Raw genomic sequence first — 18,271 nt, 5'->3', positions numbered from 1 at the left:
CCCGCACCCCACAATGGAAGGGTGAACGAGCCGATACCTGTGATCCGGGACGTGGATCAGGGCACCGCCAGACTGCTTCCCGACGTGGACCGGGACCGGGCCTGGCTGCTCACCGTCGACGGCGCACCCCAGTCGTACGTCGACCTCGACGATCCGGGCCATGTGGAGTTCGAGTACGCGCGACGGCTCGCCCATGTCCTCGACTGCGCCGGGGAGCCGGCCGCGCCCCTCGACGTACTCCATCTCGGCGGCGGCGCACTCACCCTGCCCCGCTATGTCGCCGCGACCCGGCCGGGTTCCCGGCAGATCGTCGCCGAGGCCGACCGCGGCCTCCTCGACCTGGTCACCGAGCAGCTGCCGGTCCCCGACGGCAGCGGGGTCACCGTGCACGCCACGGACGCCCGCGGCCTGCTGGAGGAGACACCGGCCGGATCCGTGGACGTGCTGATCGCGGATGTCTTCGGTGGCTCACGTGTGCCCGCGCACCTCACCTCGGTCGAGTACGCGAGGGCGGCCGGTCGGGCGCTCAAGGACGACGGTGTGTATGCCGCCAACCTCGCCGACAGCACACCCTTCGCCTTCCTCCGGTCGCAGCTCGCCAACTTCGCGGCCGTCTTCGACGAGCTCGCTGTGATCGCCGAACCGGCGGTGCTGCGCGGCCGGCGGTTCGGGAATGTCGTCCTGGTCGCCTCCCGCAGCCCCTTCGACATCGCGACCCTGGCCCGCCGCTGTGCGGCCGACGCCTTTCCGGCCCGGGTCGAGCACGGCGCCGCGCTGGACCGGCTCATCGGCGCGGCCCGGCCGGTCGGGGACGCAGACGCGGTGCCCTCACCCGAGCCGCCCGACGGCGCCTTCAGTATCGGCTGACGGTGCCTTACCGGCCGTGGCGGACGGCCCCGCGGCCACCGGCACCGTGGCGGCCTTCCGGCGGGTGAGGTTGCGTACGTCGGGTACGAACAGCACGGCTCCCGTGACCAGCACGATCAGCACGGCGCAGCCCCAGAGCGCCTGACCTCGTCCGACCAGCTCCTCCACCGGACCGGCAACCGCGGTGGCCAGCGGCAGCATCGCCACCGATCCGAACCAGTCGTACGCCGAGACCCGCGACAGCTTCTCCTCCGGGATCTCCTGGTGCATGGCCGTCATCCAGGAGACCCCGAACACCTCGATGGCGACACCGCTGACGAACATCACCGCGCTGAGCCCGGCCACCGGCAGCGGTACCGCGAGCGCCGCCGACGGCAGGGCCAGCGGGAAGACGCAGAGCGTCCCGGCGAGCAGCAGCCGCCGGGGCTTCCAGCGCATCATCAGCAGTGCTCCGCACAGCGTGCCGACCCCGAATGCGGCGAGTGCGAGACCCCAGGGGCGGGCGCCGCCGAGTTCGTCCTTGGCGACCAGCGGCCCGTACACCGACTCGGCGGCCCCGACCACTGCCACCACCACCGAGAACTGCGCCACGATGGACCACAGCCAGGGGCGGCCGACGAACTCCTGCCAGCCTTCGCGCAGATCCGAGAGCAGCCCGCCGCCCGGTGCGCGCGACGGGATGTGAGCGACATCGAGGAAGGCGCGCAGCGCCCCGGCCACCGCGAACGCCGCCGCGTCGACGGCCAGGACCCAGCCCGGGTTCATCGCCGCGATCATGGCGCCACCGAGCGCTGCGCCACCGATGGCGGCGCCGTGCATCGACATCCGGAAGAGGGCGAAGGCGCGGCCGGCCTGCTCGCCACTGACGCTGGACATCAGCATGCCCTCGGCCGCCGGGTTGAAGAACGCCTGCCCGGTGCCGCAGGCCGCGGTGAGCACCATCATCTGCCACAGCTTCGGATCGCCGGCCAGCACCAGCCAGGCGAAGGCGGCCTGCGAGACGCAGTTGAGGGCGTTCGCCGCGACCATCACACGGTGGCGCGGCAGCCGGTCGGCGATGGCGCCGCCGATGAGCAGGAACACGACCAGGGGCGCGGTACGGGCAGCGGCGACCAGGCCGACGTCGCCGCCGTCACCGCCCGACTCCAGAACGGCGAACGTCGCCGCGATCAACGCGCCATGGGTCCCCAGGCCCGTGATGATCGCGGCGGCGGTCAGCAGACTGTAGTTGCGCCCGGCCCAGGCAGGGCGGCGTATGCGGGACGGGGGAACGGAAGCAGGAGTCACCAAGGGACTATCCCTGTCCGGAGCCCGACCTGCCAAATGCATTGCCCGGGCGGTACGCGGAGCGGATGTGGATCAGGAGCCGGTCAGACGTGCATCAGGACTTGGTGACGTCCGTGAGCCGCAAGGTGCTGAGGATCTTCTGGATCGTGGTGTCCGGAAGTTCGCCCTCCACGTCCGCTCCGGCGTAGAGGATCCACGAGGAGTACTCACCGTTCTTGTTCTTGAAGGAGAACGCGATCGACTTGCCGTCGCTGTCGCACTTCTTCTTCTTGGTGACGCCGGGCGCGGTGGCCGTGACGACACTGCCGGTGACACCGGACTTCGTGGTGTACGGCTTGGGCTTGCCGATCTTGATGGTGCCCTTCGGCATGTGCTGCGCATAGGCGGCCCACACCCAGTTCGCCGCCTCGTTCGTCGCCGCCTCGTCGGTGCTCTTCGCACCCTGGGCGCCCTTGGTGCCGACACCGGCCAGGCTCATGTCCTCCTTGGTGCCGTCCTTGTCGGCGTCGTCGACGCACCACTTGCTCTTGTAATACGCCGGCGCGGAGAAGCCGACCGCGGGCGACCCGTCGCCCTTCTTGTCGTCCTCGAAGAAGGAGAATATTCCGGGAGCGGCGACCTCCCAGTCACCGGGTACGTCGAACTGGGTGCCCCACTTGGGGTTGGTGACGACCTTCCAGCCCGCGATGAGGGGCTTGGCGTCCCCGTCGGTGCCGCGCGGGTTCGCCTCGGGCGAGGACGCGCTGTCGGACGGCTTCGGGGAGGACGACGACTTCCCGTCATCGGCGACGTCCGTACCGCCCTTGTCATCGTTCTTGTTCATCACCACGACACCGGTGACCACGGCGGCCACGACCACGGCGGTGGCCGCGACGATCGCGACGAGGGTCGTCGACTTCTTCTTGTTGTCGCCCGGCTGCGGCGCACCGGGCGGACCGGAAACCGCGTACTGCGGCACGGTCGGCTGCTGGTACGGGTTCGGCTGCGGATATCCCGGCTGCCCCTGCTGCGGATAACCCGGTTGCTGCCCCTGCTGCGGGTAACCGGGCTGGCCCTGCTGCGGGTAACCCGGCTGGCCCTGCCGCGGATATCCCGGCTGCTGATAGGGATTCGGCTGCTGGTACCCCGGCTGCTGGTACGGGTTCTGACTCTGGTCCTGCGGGTTCTGCTCGCCCCCGGGCGGCTGCTGTCCTGGCCACATGGCGAGTAACGATAGAGGGGCGGCGGCCGGTCGGCTACGGCCGCCCCCGTGGGGAAGCGGTCAAGGCGGCTGCCATGTGGCCGTCTTGAGGGGAGCGGGGATGGTCAAACGGTTCTACTCGTGAGTAACATTCGGCCCATGAGCGCTGAACAGATGACAGTCGGAGACATGCTCGTCGCCACCGTTCCGATGGCGAGGACCCTCAATCTGGAGTTCCTCGAGACGACCGCGGAGCGTGCGGTCGTCCGCATGCCCGACCAGGCGGAGTATCACAACCATGTCGGCGGTCCTCATGCCGGAGCGATGTTCACGCTCGCCGAGTCGGCGAGCGGCGCGATCGTCATCGCCGCCTTCGGCGACCAGATGTCCCGCGCCGTGCCCCTCGCCGTGAAGGCGGAGATCGGCTACAAGAAGCTGGCGATGGGTGTCGTCACCGCGACCGCGACCCTGGGTCGGCCGGTGGCGGACGTCGTCGCCGAACTCGACGAGGGCAAGCGTCCCGAATTCCCCGTCACCATCGAGATCCAGCGCGCCGACGGCGCGGTGACCGGTGAGATGACCGTCGTCTGGACACTCCGCCCGAACGCCTGAGGACCGCACCGCCCGACCTGGGCCGTCCCCACCCTGACGAGGGGGCGGGGGCGGCCCTTCGCGCTGTCCGGGCGGGTGGTGGGACGGGTAGGCTTCCAGCCGTGCGCCGAGTCGCCGGCGGGCGACAGCACATCAGCACGGGAGGAACCGGCGTTGCACATCCAGGAGTGGCTGGAGACAGTCCCCGCGGTCAGCGTGTACGTCCTCGTGGGCGTCGTCATCGGGCTGGAGAGCCTGGGCATTCCGCTGCCCGGTGAGATCGTCCTCGTCAGCGCGGCACTGCTGGCCGCCGGGCACAGCGGCATCAACCCGGTGATCCTCGGCGCCTGCGCCTCCGCCGGAGCGATCATCGGGGACTCGATCGGGTACGCCATCGGGCGCAAGGGCGGCCGGCCGCTGCTCGCCTGGCTCGGCGGCAGGTTCCCCAGACACTTCGGTGCGGACCAGATCGCCATGGCGGAGCGGTCGTTCCAGAAGTGGGGCATGTGGGCGGTGTTCTTCGGCCGCTTCGTCGCACTGCTGCGTATCTTCGCCGGACCGCTGGCCGGCGTCCTGCGGATGCCGTACTGGAAGTTCCTGATCGCCAATGTGCTCGGCGGCATCGTCTGGGCGGGCGGCACCACGGCCGTCATCTACTCGGTGGGGGTCGTCGCCGAGGCCTGGCTGAAGCGTTTCTCCTGGCTCGGACTGGTGGTCGCGCTGCTGATCGGGCTGACCTCGATGCTGGTCCTCAAGAGCCGTGCCAAGAAGGCGGCGGCGCAGTCCGGGGAGCGCACCGCGGCCGAGGCGGAATCGGTGCCGGCCGCGGACTGACCCGCCGGCTGGCTGCCAGGGCCGACGGCTCGTACGGCGCTCAGCCCTGGTGCGCCTGGCGGTGCGCCTTGGCCAGCTCGACGTAGCCCACCGCGTTGAACTTGATGCCCTCGAGCTCCTCCTCGGTCAGGTCGCGCTTGACCTTGGCCGGCACCCCCGCGACGAGCGAACCGGGCGGCACCCGCATCCCCTGCGGGACGAGTGCCTGAGCGGCGATCAGCGATCCGGCGCCGATGTGCGCCCCGTTGAGAACCGTGGCTCCCATGCCGACCAGGACGTCGTCCTCGACGGTGCAGCCGTGCAGGACGGCGTTGTGGCCGACCGAGACGCGCTCGCCGACGGTGACGGGGAACCCGGGGTCGGCATGGACGCTGCAGTTGTCCTGGATGTTGCTGTCGGCACCGATGGTGATGGGGGCGCAGTCGGCCCGCAGCACCGCCTGGTACCAGGCGCTGGATCCCGCGGCCATGGTGACCTCGCCGATCACGACGGACGTCGGCGCGGTGAAGGCCGCCACGTCGATGTCCGGTTCGTGGCCGCCCATGCCCGTGATCAACGCCTGCTCTGCCATCGCCCGTTCCTCCGTGCTCCGGTTTGTTCGGCCGCGTGGTCCGGCCGCCGTTGTTCGATCGCCCGTGTTCGATCGAGCCAGGGGAACGGTATGCGACGGCCCTGCCCCTGCCGCGGAGTGGGGTGAACATCACAGGACGCCGCGGTGATCGTTCCGGCCGTGCCGACTACCGTGAGCGAGTGCCGAAGAACAGCAACACGTTCTCATCCCTCACCGCCTGGCGGCGCCGTGTCCTGTCCCGCGCCGTCCACCGCGGCTGGCGTGCGATCCAGGAAGCGGGCGCGATCACCGCCCAGCACCCGGGTGGGCTCCGCTTCGGCCGCATCGGCGAGGGGACCCGGCTGGCCTTCCCCCAGGGCACCGTCTTCGGTGAGCCCTGGATCGAGCTGGGCGGCCACTGCATCATCGGCGAGCAGGTCACCCTGACCGCGGGGCTGATGCCGGATCTGGACCTCGGCTCCGCGCCGATCCTGACCCTGGGGGACGGTGTGGTGCTCGGCCGCGGCAGCCATGTCGTCGCCGACACCACGGTGACCATCGGCTCGAACACGTACTGCGGGCCGTACGTCTACATCACGTCCACCAACCACAGCTACGACGATCCGCACGAGCCGGTCGGCAGGCAGTGGCCACGCATGGAGCCGGTCTCCATCGGACCGGGCTGCTGGATCGGCACGGGCGCGGTGATCCTGCCGGGGGCCAAGCTCGGCCGCAACGTGGTGGTCGCGGCAGGCGCGGTGGTACGCGGAGAGGTACCCGACCATGCGGTGGTGGCCGGGGCGCCGGCACGTGTCGTACGCAGCTGGGACCCGGTGAAGGGCTGGCAGCCGCCCCTGCGCACTCCTGCTCCGGTGCCGATCCCGGCCGACGTCACGCCCGAACAGCTGCTGGCCGTCGCGGAACTGGAGGAAAGGCCCTGAGGACTGTCCCGTAGCCCCGGGCGGATCGGCGCGCGGCGTCGGAGCCGGTGGACCGCAGGGTGGACGAGCGTCCTCGTGCTGGGCGTATCCAGGCGTTCCGGCAACGCGGCGAGGTGCCGTGGCTGTCGTCGTGCGCCCGTCGGGGATTACGGGACAGCCCTTGGAGCCGGCTTCCTACCCGGTGGCGAGCAGTACGGTCCCGACCAGGGCCAGCCCCGCCCCCGCCGCCTGCACCCCGCGCAGGCGCTCGCCCAGGACGCCGCGGGCGGCCAGGGCCGTGACCACCGGGTAGAGCGAGGCCAGGACGGCGGCCACGGTGACCGGGCCGTGCTGCGCGGCGATCGAGTAGGTGCCGTTGGCCGCGACATCGGCGAGGCCGACGAACGCCAGGGCGGGCAGCGCGGTCAGCAGTACGGCCGCCCCGCCCTCCTCGGGCAGTGCGCGTGCCCCGCGCCGTACCGATACGTACAGCGCCGCGCCGCCGACCGCGATGTTGGTGAGGCGCTGCACGAAGAGCGCCAGGAACAGCCCGGTGACCGTCGTGGACGCCTCCGAGATCAGCGACATCACCGTCCCGAAGCCGAATGCGGCCACCAGTGTCAGCAGCACCGCCTGCCGCTGCACCGGCGCCCCGCGCAGCTCCGGTCCACCTGCCAGCACGATGCCCGCGATCGCGACGGCGACCCCGGCGAACTGCAGCAGCCCGGGCCGCTCGCCGACGATCAGTCCGACACTCACCGGCACCGCCACGCCCAGCGAGCCGAGTGGCGAGACGACCCCCATGGGGCCGAGTGCCAGCGCCTTGTAGAAACTGAGCATGGCCACCGGGCCGACCGCACCGGCGGCCACGGCGAACCAGAGCTGACCGCCGGCCTCGCTCCAGCCGCCGGTGGCGACCACGATGATGCCCAGTACGACCGCCGCGACGGTCTGCGAGGCGACGACCACGGTGAGCGCGGGCGTACGCCGGGTGAGCAGCCCGCCGCCGAAGTCGGCCAGCCCCCACAGCAGGCTGGTGGCCAGGGCGAACAGTGCTGTCATCGGCATGCCTCGCAGTACAGTGCGGTGAACGGTTGGGTGCACCACACCGTAGTGCAGTATTTTCGACTCTGTCATCCATAATATTGGACGGAATGTGTCTGACCTCGACCAGCTCACCCAGTCGCTCGCGCGCAACCTCAAGCGCTGGCGCGGTGAACGTGGCTTCACCCTGGATGCCCTCGCCGCGCGCGCGGGGGTCAGTCGCGGCATGATCATCCAGATCGAGCAGGCGCGCACCAATCCGAGTGTCGGCACCACGGTCAAGCTCGCCGACGCCCTCGGCATCAGCATCACCACCCTGCTCGACTACGAACAGGGATCGCAGGTCCGGCTGGTTCCCGAGAGTCAGGCGGTGCGCATGTGGTCCACCGACGGGGGCAGTTCCACCACCCTGCTCGTCGGTACGGAGGCCAGGGGCCCGATCGAACTCTGGTCCTGGCGCCTGATGCCCGGCGACGGCAGCACCTCCGACCCGCACCCCGAAGGCACCGTCGAACTGCTCCACGTCACGGCGGGCGTGCTCACCCTCGAAGTCGACGGCGAGGCCCACTCCGTACCCGCGGGCACCTCCGCCACCTTCGAGGCCCACCACCCGCACGCCTACCGCAACGAAGGCTCCGAACCGGCCGAGTTCACGATGGCGGTGTCCATCCCGCCCGTACGCTGAGACGCCCGGTCGGCGGCCGTGCGGACGCTGTTAGCGTGGCGCGTATGCGCGCACCCATCGGCACCTTCGAGAACGCCGCCCCCGCCGTAGACCGCATCGACCTCCTCACCCCTCCGGTCGCCGAGGCCGTGCGCGGGGGATGGGGTGGTGTACCCGCCGACCGGATCCTCCACGTCGACACGGACCCGGAGATCGCGGACACGGCGCTCTTCGTCGCCCACCACGGCGCCGACCTGCTCGACCGGTCGGCCAACTGCGTCGTGGTGGCCGGCAAGCGCGGCGGCGAGGTCACCCTGGCAGCCTGCGTCGTCCTCTCCCGCACGCGCGTCGATGTGAACGGCGCGGCCCGCAAGCACCTCGGCGTCCGCAAGGCGTCGTTCGCCTCCATGGACACGGCGGTCGGCGAGACCGGCATGGAGTACGGCGGCATCACGCCGATCGGACTCCCGGCCGACTGGCCGCTGCTGCTCGATCCCGCGGTGGTGGACGAGGAGTGGGTACTGATCGGCAGCGGCAGCCGCCGGGGCAAGCTGATCGTCCCGGGGAAGGCGCTCGCGGCCCTGCCGAACGCGACGCTCGTCGAGGGGCTCGGCATCACGGTGTGAGGCGCCCATGCTTCCGTTCGAAGTCGTCGCGACGCCGTGGTCGACACACCTCGGCGGGGCAGCGGCAAGCACCGGGAGCCGAGGGGGCGTTCGGCCCCGCTACGGCCGCGCCGCCCGGCGGGACGGAAGCCGGCGGGTCGCGAAGTCCACCGCGTCGGTGAAGCGGAAGAGCCGTGCCGTCGCCGACCCCACCGTGCCGGTGCGTACCGCAGTGCCGTCGGCCGTGCGCTCGAACTCCGCTCCGAGCGCGGCGAAGTCGCTGTCGTCCAGCGCGACGTCCTCGTACTCCCACCAGTGGCGCCTGCCTCCGGTGGTCACCACACACCGGTAGCTGCGGCGGGGCGGGTCGGGCACGCGGTACTCGCCGAGGTGGAACGCACTGCAGGAGTCGAACCCGGTGCCCAGCAGCAGCACTTGAGCCCGTACGTCGTAGAGGAAGGCCAGCGGCGAGTCCTCGCCGAGATGGCAGTCGGGGCGGTGGTGCGCGACGATCTTCCCGGCGAGAGAGCCCAGCGCGGTGAACGACGTCTGGGGATGGCCGCTGCGCGCGGCCCCCGGCATCTGTCGTACGGCCTCCGAGAGGCGGCCCATCGACGGTGCGGCCGACGTCGCCCGGTCGAAGGGCGGCATGCTCGCCCGCACCGCCTCCCGGGCCGGGGCGCCGAGGCCGCGCACCCGCTCGCGGTAGTGCGGGGACGTATCGGAGTTCTCCGGCGTGAACGACGGGACGACCAGGGTGCCGTCCGCGCCGATCGTGTCCCGCAGTGCGGCGATCACTGACCGCACCCCGCCACTCACCGCCCCTGTCGCGCGCATCGACGCATGCACCATGAGGACACCGCCCCGCGCCACACCGAGTTCGGACAGCTCATCGGCCAGCCGGCTTCGGCGGTGGGGAACGGTCAGGACGGCGGACGCACCGGTAACACTCACAGCGGGACATTCTCCCAGCCGTTCGGCATGTGTGACACCCCGCACATCCGGCCGAGTCGCGGTACCCCGCTCATCGGTCCAGAAGCGGGATCTCGATCGCCGGGCAATGGTCCATCACCATGTCGAGTCCGGCCGCCCGTGTGCGTTCGTACGCAGCGTCGTCGATCACGCCGAGCTGGAACCAGACGGCCTTCGCGCCGACCGTGACCGCCTCGTCCGCGACGGCGCCCGCCAGTTCGCTGTTGACGAAGACGTCCACGACATCGACCGGGAACGGAATGTCCGCCAGCGAGGCGTACCCCTGCTCGCCGTGGACCCGCTCCGCCTTGGGATGCACGGGGACGATGCGCTTGCCGAAGCGCTGGAGGACCGCGGCGACGCCGTAGGCAGTCCGCGACTCGTTGTTGGACAGGCCCACCACGGCCCAGGTGTCGCCCGTGTCCTGGAGGATCCTGCGGACCGTCTCTGCGTCTGTGCCCGTGTCTGCGTACATGGTTCGGTCAACGGACATCGGTCGTGGGCCATTCCCGCCTTGCGCATAGGGTGGCCGGATGCAGGAGCAGTACCGGACAGTCGCCCGAGCGGGCGTGCACGAGACCGAGATCAACCGATCGCGCTTCATCTGCGCGCTCGCCCCCGCTGCCACCGAGCAGGAGGCGCAGGACTTCGTCGCACGCATCCGCAGGGAACACCCGACCGCCACCCACAACTGCTTCGCGTACGTGATCGGCGCCGACGCCTCGGTGCAGAAGGCCAGTGACGACGGCGAGCCCGGCGGCACCGCGGGCGTCCCGATGCTGCAGATGCTGATGCGACGCGAGATGCGGTACGTCGTCGCCGTCGTCACCCGCTACTACGGCGGCGTGAAGCTCGGGGCCGGGGGACTGATCCGGGCCTACGGAGGGGCGGTCGGCGAGGCGCTCGACGAGCTCGGCACGATCACCCGACAGCGGTTCCGGCTCGCCACGATCACCCTCGGCCACCAGCGGGCCGGCAGGCTGGAGAACGACCTGCGCGCCACGGGAGTGGCCGTGCGGGAGGTCCGGTACGCGGAGGCTGTGATCATCGAGATCGGACTGCCGGACTCCGACGTGGAGAGCTTCCGGAGCTGGCTCGCCGACGCGACCGCGGGTGAGGCGCTGCTGGAGCTGGGCGGCGAGGCGTACGGGGATGCCTGAGGGGTGGGGATCGGCCAGGCACCCACATCACCCGGCCTCATCCCCGGCGGCGGCGATCTGTCGGCCCTGCTCGATCCCGGCGCCCGCCCGGCGGCCGACGCGCCGGGGACGCTGGGCGGCGATGGGACACTGTGGTCGGTGAGGGAGCCGGGTCGTGAGGAAACGGTTTCTGTGAGGGAGCAGGGGCCCACCGACGGCAGCGCCGTCCCGTGCCGGTTCGGTGCGGCTCAGGGGTGCGGCCGGAGGCGGGCGCAGGGGCGAAGGGTGAGAGACATGCAGGTCGGAGCCGAGTCTTGAGGATTTTGCACACATCGGACTGGCATCTGGGGCGGTCGTTCCACCGGGCCTCCCTGCTCGACGCGCAAGCCGACTGCCTCGATCATCTGGTGGCGACTGTGCGCGAGCGCGAGGTCGACGCCGTCGTGGTGGCAGGTGATGTGTACGACAGGGCCGTGCCGCCGCTGTCCGCCGTGGAGCTCTTCGACCGGGCCCTGCACCGGCTCGCCGCAGCCGGCGTACCCACGGTGATGATCTCCGGAAACCACGACTCGGCCCGCAGGCTCGGCGTGGGCGCAGGTCTGATGGGCCGGGCCGGTATCCATCTGCGGACCGACCCCGCGGAGTGCGCCACCCCCGTGGTCCTGCGGGACGACCACGGCGACGTCGCGTTCTACGGACTTCCCTACCTCGAACCGGCCCTCGTCAAGGACGTGTTCAAAGCAGAGCGGGCCGGACACGAGTCCGTGCTGACCGCCGCCATGGACCGCGTCCGCGCCGACCTCGCGACACGGCCGGACTCCACCCGGTCCGTGGTGCTCGCCCACGCCTTCGTCGCGGGCGGCGCACCCAGCGAAAGCGAACGCGACATCACCGTCGGCGGAGTCGCCGCCGTCCCCGCCGGAGTCTTCGACGGCGTCGACTACACGGCGCTCGGCCACCTGCACGGCAGTCAGGCCGTCACCGAGCGGGTCCGCTACTCCGGCTCGCCCCTCGCCTACTCCTTCTCCGAGGTGGACCACCGCAAGACCATGTGGCTGATCGACCTCGACGCCACGGGAGCGATCACCGCCGAACGGATCGACTTCCCGGTGCCCCGGCCGCTCGCCCGGCTCCGCGGCCGCCTCGACGCGCTCCTCGACGACCCCGCGCTGACCCGGCACGAGGAGGCGTGGGTGGAGGTCACCCTTACCGACCCCGTCCGTCCGGACGAGCCGATGGCGCGGCTCATGGCGCGGTTCCCGCACACCCTCAGCCTCGTCCTCGAACCCGAGAGGGCCCCCGAGGATCCGCTCGCCTCCTACGCACAGCGCCTCAAGGGGCGCGACGACCAGCAGATCGCGGAGGACTTCGTGGCACATGTCCGGGGCGGGAACGGGGCGGACGACCGGGAGCGTACGGTGCTGCGCGGCGCCTTCGACCACGTACGGGTGGACGACGGCGTACGTGAGGTGAACCGTTGAGACTCCACGGACTCACCCTCACCGCCTTCGGCCCGTTCGGCGCCACCCAGGACGTCGACTTCGACGCGCTCTCGTCCGCCGGGCTCTTTCTGCTGCACGGTCCCACCGGAGCCGGGAAGACCTCTGTCCTCGACGCCGTCTGCTACGGGCTGTACGGCGCGGTGCCCGGCGCCCGCCAGAGCCCCGGCACCTCGCTGCGCAGCGACCACGCGCCGGTCGGCCTGCCTACCGAAGTGCGGCTGGAACTGACCGTCGGCGGACGGCGACTGGAGATCACCCGACGCCCCGCCCAGCCCCGCCCCAAGAAGAAGGGGGACGGCTTCACCACCGAGAAGGCCCAGAGCTGGCTGCGCGAGTACGACCCCGAGAACGGCTGGCAGGCACTCAGCCGGTCGCATCAGGAGATCGGTGAGGAGATCACCCAGCTCATCGGGATGAGCCGGGACCAGTTCTGCCAGGTGGTGCTTCTGCCGCAGGGCGACTTCGCACGCTTTCTGCGCGCCGACGCCGAAGCCCGCGGCAAGCTGCTCGGCAGACTCTTCGACACCCGCCGCTTCGCGGCCGTCGAGGAACGCCTCACCGAACTGCGGCGTACCGCAGAAACCCAGGTCAAGGCCGGCGACGAACAGATTCTCGCGATCGCCCAGCGGATCGCCCAGGCCGCCGGACCGGCGGCCGGCGAGCTGCCCCTGCCGGACGCCCAGCCCGGCGAACCGGGGCTGTCCGACGGCGTTCTGGAGTGGTCCGCCGTCGCCCGCAGCGGTGCCCGGGAACGGCTCGGCATCGCTGAGTCCGTCCTGGCCGCGGCCGAGAGCCGACAGGCGGCAGCCCGCCGTGAACTCGACACCGCGCGCGAACTCGCCAGGCTTCAGCAGCGGTACGAGGAGACGCGGCGCCGCGCCACCGAACTCGAAGCCCGTCGCCCCGACCGCGACGGGCACCAGGCCCGGCTCGAACGTGCTCGCAAAGCGGAACGCGTCGCCCCCGCACTGGAGCTCCGTGACGAAGCGGAACGGGCCTACCGCTCGGCGGGTGCGGCCCGCGAGCGCGCCCGCGCCCAACTGCCGGACAGCCTTGCCGACGCCGGTGCGGAACAGCTGGCAGCCGTGGAACGCAGGCTCCGGCAGGAGCTGGGCGGCCTCGACGCCGCGCGTCGGGCCGAGCGGCGGAGCGCGGAGATCGACACCGAGCGGGCCGAACTGGAGCGGCAGGCCCGGGCCGACGACGAACTGATCCTGGAAGCGGAAGGCTGGCTCGCGGGCTGGGAATCCGCCCGCCGCGAACTTCAGGAACGCATCGAAGCGGCGCAGGAGTCCGCGACCCGCGCCGAACAGCTGGCGGGCCGGCTGGAACCGGCTCGCCGACAGCTGGAAGCGGCGCGGCGCCGTGATGCGCTCGCGACGGAGTCGGCGTCCGCCGCGGACCGGCTGGCCGCGGCGCGGGAGCGCGCGCTCGGCGCCCATGAGAAGTGGCTGGAGCTGCGCGAACGGCGGCTGCGGGACATCGCCGCCGAGCTCGCGGCGCAGCTGGTCGACGGCGAGGCCTGCAAGGTGTGCGGGTCGGGCCACCACCCGGAGCCGGCTCGCGCCGGTGACGGTCATGTCGACAAGGCGGCCGAGGAGGCCGCTCTCGACACGTACCGGCGGGCCGAGCAGGTCCGTACGGAGGCGGACCGGGAACTCGGAGTCGTGCGCGAGAAGCACGCTGCGGCGCGGGCGGCGGCCCGGCCGGTGCAGGCGCGGAGCACGGGTGCGGCAGGTGGCGGCGACGCCCGCGTCGCCGGACCCGGTGCCGACGGCCTGTCCGGTGCCGCTACAGGCGCCGCTGCCGATGCGGCCCGCGCCGGCACGTCACCGGACCTCGACCCCACCGTCGCCGAACTGGACGCCCTGGTCACCCGGTTGGCGACCGAGCACACCCAGGCGCACCGCACCGCCGCCGGCACGCATGCCGCGCGGGAGGCTCTCGCGGCCGCCGAACGGGAGCAGGCCGAGCGGCTCGAAGAGCGGCAGTCGGCCGAGCGCCGTGCCGCTGCCCGGACCTCCCGGCGGGACGGCCTCGACCGCGAACAGTCCTCACTGGAAGCCGAGTTGGTGACCGCCCGCGGGGAGTCAGGCAGCGTTGCCGCGCATGCCGCCCTGCTGGAGCGCCGGGTCGCCCTGCTCGCCGACGCCGGGGAGGCGGTGCGCGCCGAGGAAGCGGCGGCACAGCACAGCAAGGAGGCCGACGGCCGGCTCGCGGACGCCGCCTTCCGGGCCGGGTTCCACACGCCGCAGGCCGCCGCGGCGACCCTGCTCCCGGCCGCCGAGCAGCGCGAACTCCAGCACCTGATCGATGCCTGGCAGGCCGAGGCCGCCGCCGTCGCCGACCGGCTGGCCGAGATGGAGACCCGCGCCGCTGCCGAACGCCCGCAGGCCGACCCGGACGCGGCACAGGCCGCGTACGACGCGGCCGAGCGACAGGTGAGGGACGCCGCCACCACGCTCGCCGCCACCCGGGAGCGCTGCACCGAGCTCGACCGGCTCTCGCGCCGCGCGGCGGACGAAGTGCGCAGGCTGGGACCGCTGCGCGCGGAGTACGAGCGGGTCGCGCGGCTCGCCGGTCTGACCGCCGGAACCTCGGCCGACAACGAACGCAAGATGCGGTTGGAGTCGTACGTGCTCGCCGCCCGGCTCGAACAGGTCGCGGCCGCCGCAACGGCCCGGCTGCAGCGCATGTCGTCGGGCCGCTACACACTGGTGTACTCCGACGCGCGCACCGGAGGCCGCCGGGCCGGCCTCGGGCTGCATGTCGTCGACGCCTGGACCGGGCGCGAGCGCGACACGGCCACGCTCTCCGGCGGCGAGACGTTCTTCGCCTCGCTCGCCCTGGCGCTGGGCCTCGCCGATGTCGTCACCGACGAGGCGGGCGGGGTCCGGCTGGACACCCTCTTCATCGACGAGGGGTTCGGCAGCCTGGACGACCAGACCCTGGACGAGGTGCTCGACGTACTGGACTCGCTGCGCGAGCGGGACCGCAGCGTCGGCATCGTCAGCCATGTCGCGGATCTGCGCCGCCGTATCCCCGCCCAGCTCGAAGTGGTCAAGGAGCGGCACGGATCGGCGGTGCGGCACCGGGCCGGCGGCGCGGTCAGCGGCTGATGGCCCGCCGGGGGAGGGGCGAGGAGTAGACGACGCTGGTGGTGACGGAGCCGAGCGCGCCGATCTTCCCCGAGACCCCCTCCAGATGACTCATCGAGCGGGCGGTGACCTTGAGTACGAAGCAGTCGTCGCCCGTGACGTGGTGCGCCTCCACGATCTCGGGCGTGCTGTCGAGGAGATCGTGGAACGGCTTGTAGTTGCCGTTCGGATAGCGCAGCCGTACGAGGGCGAGAATCGGCAGCCCGAGCCGTTCCGGATCCACCACGGCGGCGTAACCACGGATGACGCCCGCCTCCTCCAGCCGGCGCACCCGCTCCGTCACCGCGCTGGGGGACATGGCGACCTCACGCGCCAGTTCAGCGAACGTGGCCCGCCCGTCGCGTTGCAGGGCATCGAGGATGCGCCAGTCGGTCGCGTCCGTGGAATAGTCGGTCATGCCGTCAGACAACAGGGAATCCCCCGGCGAATCAAGCGCGGTGGCGGTGATCTCTTCTTCCCGCAGAAGGATCACCGGTCGTAGATTTTTGGTCATGACTTCGCAGCTCACCGCCTCCGCCGGTAACCCCGTCCTCCGCGTCCCGCCGGCCTCCCCTGCCGCGGCCGCCGCCTACTTCGGCGCCTCGCTCGCCTTCCACGCCGATGTCTCCGACGTCGCCGCCGCGCTCGCGGCCGACGCGGACCCCGGCTTCGTCGTCCTCGACTCCCGGTCCACCGCCTCCTGGGACCAGGGCCACATTCCCGGGGCCGTCCACCTGCCCACCGCGCTCATCGCCGTGCAGGCCCGGGACCTCCTCGACCCGGCCGTGCCCGTGGTCACGTACTGCTGGGGCCCCGGTTGCAACGGCGGCGCCCGCGCCGCGCTGGCCCTCGCCGAACTGGGCTACCAGGTCAAGGAGATGCTCGGCGGATTCGAGTACTGGGCGCGCGAGGGCTTCGAGTTCGAGACCTGGGAGGGCCGCGAGCGGCGCACCGCCGACCCGCTCACCGCACCCGTCGACTCGGACGACTGCGGCTGCTGAACGGATCGGGCCATGCGCCCCGACCGGGCCGATGACCATCGCCCGTCCGGCCGCCCCGGCGAAAACCCTCCTCGGCGGCGGGAGGAGCGGGCGCACGCCCGTGGCCGACGGCTGCCAGGCCCCTGGCACCGGCCCGGGCCTGGCCGCCGTCCACCGAGTGCGGTCCGGATTCAGAGCTTCGACAGCTCGTCGACCAGATCGTCCAGACCCAGCGGCCCCTGCGACAGAGCGGCCATGTGCCAGGCCTTGGCGTCGAACGAGTCACCGTGCGCCTTGCGGGCGTTCTCCCGGCCCAGCAGCCAGGCTCGCTCGCCCAGCTTGTAGCCGATGGCCTGCCCAGGCATGGACAGGTAGCGAGTCAGTTCGCTCTCCACGAAGTCCGCAGGCCGACCGCTGTGGTTGCCGAAGAACTCCTGGGCGAGGTCAGGCGTCCACCGCTCGCCGGGACGGAAGGGGGAGTCCGCCGGGATCTCCAGCTCGGCGTGCATGCCGATGTCCACGATCACCCGGCAGGCGCGCATCATCTGCGCGTCCAGGTAGCCGAGGCGGCGCTCGGCGTCGGGCAGGAAGCCCAGCTCGTCCATGAGCCGCTCCGCGTACAGGGCCCAGCCCTCCGCGTTGGCGCTGACCATGCCGATCGACGCCTGGTAGCGGGAGAGGCTGTCGGCGACATGCGTCCACTGCGCGATCTGCAGGTGGTGGCCGGGCACCCCCTCGTGGTACCAGGTGGAGACCAGGTCGTACACCGGGAAGCGGGTCTCGCCCATGGTGGGCAGCCAGGTGCGGCCGGGACGTGAGAAGTCCTCGGACGGGCCCGTGTAGTAGGGAGCGGCTGCGCCGCCGGGAGGTGCGATCCGGGACTCCACCTTCCGTACCCGCTCGGCGAGTTCGAAGTGTGTGCCGTCGAGTGCTTCTATGGCCTCGTCCATCAGGCCCTGCAGCCAGGCCTGGACCTCGTCGACACCCTCGATGTGCTTGCCGTGCACGTCGAGATGGGCCAGTGCCTCCCAGGGACCCGCGCCCGGCAGTACCTTCTCGGCCTCGGTCTTCATCTCGGCGAGCAGCCGGTGGTACTCGGACCAGCCGTACGCGTACGCCTCGTCGAGATCCAGATCGGTGCCGTTGAAGTAGCGCGACCAGCGTGCGTACCGCTCTCGGCCCACCGTGTCAGGGGCGCCCTCGATCCCGGGGGCGTACACATCGCGCATCCAGTCGCGCAGCTCCACCAAGGATGTCGTGGCCCGCCGGGCGGCGTCGTCCAGATCGGCGCGCAGCGCGTCCGGGCCGGGAGCGACGAAGCTCTGGAAGAACCCCGTCCCGTTGTCGCCGATCCACTCCGTCAGCTGGCCGACGAAGGTGGTGGTGGCCCGCGGCCCGCCGTACAGCTTCCGTTCCAGACCCAGCGCGAGCGAGGTGCGGTACCCCTCCAGGGCCGCGGGAACCGCGCGCAGCCGCTCCACGATCGCGGCCCAGTCCTCGTCGGTATCGGTCGGCGTCACCGTCAGCACCTCACGGACGCTGTGCGCCGGCGAGTGCAGATTGGAGACGGCGCGCAGGCTCTCGTCGGCCTCATGGACGGCGAGCTCCGCCGTCAGCCGCTCGCGCAGCAGGCGGCCGCAGCGGCGCTCGGCATCGCTGTCCGCGCCCGGCAGCTGCTCGGCCGCGTCGAGCTTCACCAGGGTGGTACGGGCCAGCTCGGCGAGAGCCTCCTGCCCGGCGGGGGAGAAGTCGGGCAGGCGGCTGGAGCTTGCCTCGACGCCGAGGTAGGTACCTGCGATCGGGTCGAGTTCGATGAATGCGTCGACGTAGTCGTCGGCGACCTGGCGGGGCAGTGCGCTGTACGTAGTGTCTGACATGCGAACATCCTCGTACGGCCAAGGGGCCCGCGTCACTAGCAATCGGCTTCGAGGGGCTGTCGCAGTTGTGACAGTCGTGGAGACCGCACCGGGTCATGCGGGCGTGGTGGCCGGACTTGACC

18 protein-coding genes are annotated in these 18,271 nt (G+C 71.6%); 10 read left to right on the top strand and 8 right to left on the bottom strand.

What is annotated here, in order from left to right; all coding sequences use genetic code 11:
• Nucleotides 1–21: 21 nt before the first annotated feature.
• Nucleotides 22–867, top strand: a complete 846-nt coding sequence (locus ACFYP5_RS28005; protein ID WP_389041166.1) for a spermidine synthase — start codon at nt 22–24, stop codon at nt 865–867.
• Here ACFYP5_RS28005 and ACFYP5_RS28000 read toward each other — a convergent pair.
• Together ACFYP5_RS28000 and ACFYP5_RS27995 are read right to left on the bottom strand one after the other, a co-directional pair.
• Nucleotides 829–2,154, bottom strand: coding sequence for an MFS transporter (locus ACFYP5_RS28000; protein ID WP_389041164.1), 1,326 nt, complete (start codon nt 2,152–2,154; stop codon nt 829–831). The genes ACFYP5_RS28005 and ACFYP5_RS28000 overlap by 39 nt on opposite strands.
• A 94-nt stretch (nt 2,155–2,248) precedes the next feature.
• Nucleotides 2,249–3,355 carry a hypothetical protein gene (locus ACFYP5_RS27995; RefSeq protein ID WP_389041162.1) on the bottom strand — a complete coding sequence of 369 codons (1,107 nt, stop codon included), beginning with the start codon at nt 3,353–3,355 and terminating at the stop codon, nt 2,249–2,251.
• Between the two features lie 153 nt (nt 3,356–3,508).
• On the opposite strand from ACFYP5_RS27995, the gene ACFYP5_RS27990 reads away from it, so the two are divergent.
• Complete coding sequence (locus tag ACFYP5_RS27990) at nt 3,509–3,946, top strand: DUF4442 domain-containing protein (protein WP_389041280.1); 438 nt, start codon at nt 3,509–3,511, stop codon at nt 3,944–3,946.
• 153 nt (nt 3,947–4,099) lie between these two features.
• Nucleotides 4,100–4,759 carry a DedA family protein gene (locus tag ACFYP5_RS27985; protein WP_389041160.1) on the top strand — a complete coding sequence of 220 codons (660 nt, stop codon included), beginning with the start codon at nt 4,100–4,102 and terminating at the stop codon, nt 4,757–4,759.
• A gap of 40 nt (nt 4,760–4,799) precedes the next feature.
• Here the strand turns inward: ACFYP5_RS27985 and ACFYP5_RS27980 are convergent, their stop codons facing one another.
• A complete protein-coding gene (locus ACFYP5_RS27980) occupies nt 4,800–5,330 on the bottom strand; it encodes a gamma carbonic anhydrase family protein (RefSeq protein ID WP_389041158.1) in 531 nt (176 codons plus the stop codon).
• Between the two features lie 179 nt (nt 5,331–5,509).
• Between ACFYP5_RS27980 and ACFYP5_RS27975 the strand changes: the two genes are divergently transcribed.
• Nucleotides 5,510–6,250 (top strand): acyltransferase, encoded by a 741-nt coding sequence (locus ACFYP5_RS27975; protein WP_389041156.1) that lies wholly within the window; start codon nt 5,510–5,512, stop codon nt 6,248–6,250.
• 174 nt (nt 6,251–6,424) lie between these two features.
• On the opposite strand, the gene ACFYP5_RS27970 is transcribed toward ACFYP5_RS27975, so the two are convergent.
• Nucleotides 6,425–7,291, bottom strand: a complete 867-nt coding sequence (locus ACFYP5_RS27970) for an EamA family transporter (protein WP_389041278.1) — start codon at nt 7,289–7,291, stop codon at nt 6,425–6,427.
• Between the two features lie 94 nt (nt 7,292–7,385).
• On the opposite strand from ACFYP5_RS27970, the gene ACFYP5_RS27965 reads away from it, so the two are divergent.
• A complete protein-coding gene (locus ACFYP5_RS27965; protein WP_389041154.1) occupies nt 7,386–7,958 on the top strand; it encodes a helix-turn-helix domain-containing protein in 573 nt (190 codons plus the stop codon).
• A 44-nt stretch (nt 7,959–8,002) separates the two neighbouring features.
• The gene (locus ACFYP5_RS27960) at nt 8,003–8,563 is read left to right on the top strand and encodes a YbaK/EbsC family protein (RefSeq protein WP_389041152.1); all 561 of its coding nucleotides are present in this window, start codon (nt 8,003–8,005) and stop codon (nt 8,561–8,563) included.
• 99 nt (nt 8,564–8,662) lie between these two features.
• On the opposite strand, the gene ACFYP5_RS27955 is transcribed toward ACFYP5_RS27960, so the two are convergent.
• Nucleotides 8,663–9,496 (bottom strand): aminoglycoside N(3)-acetyltransferase, encoded by an 834-nt coding sequence (locus ACFYP5_RS27955; protein WP_389041150.1) that lies wholly within the window; start codon nt 9,494–9,496, stop codon nt 8,663–8,665.
• Between the two features lie 70 nt (nt 9,497–9,566).
• Nucleotides 9,567–9,989, bottom strand: coding sequence for a CoA-binding protein (locus ACFYP5_RS27950; protein ID WP_389041148.1), 423 nt, complete (start codon nt 9,987–9,989; stop codon nt 9,567–9,569).
• A 58-nt stretch (nt 9,990–10,047) separates the two neighbouring features.
• Between ACFYP5_RS27950 and ACFYP5_RS27945 the strand changes: the two genes are divergently transcribed.
• From ACFYP5_RS27945 to ACFYP5_RS27935, 3 genes are all read left to right on the top strand, one after another.
• Nucleotides 10,048–10,674 carry a YigZ family protein gene (locus ACFYP5_RS27945; protein ID WP_389041146.1) on the top strand — a complete coding sequence of 209 codons (627 nt, stop codon included), beginning with the start codon at nt 10,048–10,050 and terminating at the stop codon, nt 10,672–10,674.
• Between the two features lie 293 nt (nt 10,675–10,967).
• A complete protein-coding gene (locus tag ACFYP5_RS27940) occupies nt 10,968–12,134 on the top strand; it encodes an exonuclease SbcCD subunit D (RefSeq protein ID WP_389041144.1) in 1,167 nt (388 codons plus the stop codon).
• On the top strand, nt 12,131–15,274 hold the full coding sequence (locus tag ACFYP5_RS27935; protein ID WP_389041142.1) for an AAA family ATPase: 3,144 nt from the start codon (nt 12,131–12,133) through the stop codon (nt 15,272–15,274). The genes ACFYP5_RS27940 and ACFYP5_RS27935 overlap by 4 nt, the downstream gene beginning before the upstream one ends.
• On the opposite strand, the gene ACFYP5_RS27930 is transcribed toward ACFYP5_RS27935, so the two are convergent.
• Nucleotides 15,264–15,710: an Lrp/AsnC family transcriptional regulator gene (locus ACFYP5_RS27930; protein ID WP_389041140.1), complete on the bottom strand. Its 447-nt coding sequence runs from the start codon at nt 15,708–15,710 to the stop codon at nt 15,264–15,266. The genes ACFYP5_RS27935 and ACFYP5_RS27930 overlap by 11 nt on opposite strands.
• Before the next feature lie 94 nt (nt 15,711–15,804).
• On the opposite strand from ACFYP5_RS27930, the gene ACFYP5_RS27925 reads away from it, so the two are divergent.
• A complete protein-coding gene (locus ACFYP5_RS27925) occupies nt 15,805–16,293 on the top strand; it encodes a rhodanese-like domain-containing protein (protein WP_389041138.1) in 489 nt (162 codons plus the stop codon).
• Between the two features lie 170 nt (nt 16,294–16,463).
• Here ACFYP5_RS27925 and ACFYP5_RS27920 read toward each other — a convergent pair whose 3' ends face one another.
• Nucleotides 16,464–18,149, bottom strand: a complete 1,686-nt coding sequence (locus ACFYP5_RS27920; protein ID WP_389041136.1) for a DUF885 domain-containing protein — start codon at nt 18,147–18,149, stop codon at nt 16,464–16,466.
• Between the last annotated feature and the right edge of the window lie 122 nt (nt 18,150–18,271).

It is taken from the genome of Streptomyces sp. NPDC005262, from assembly GCF_042872425.1.
Lineage (GTDB): Bacteria > Actinomycetota > Actinomycetes > Streptomycetales > Streptomycetaceae > Streptomyces.
The sequence above is the reverse complement of the archived record's forward strand: the minus strand, read 5'-3'. Positions and strand labels throughout refer to the sequence as shown.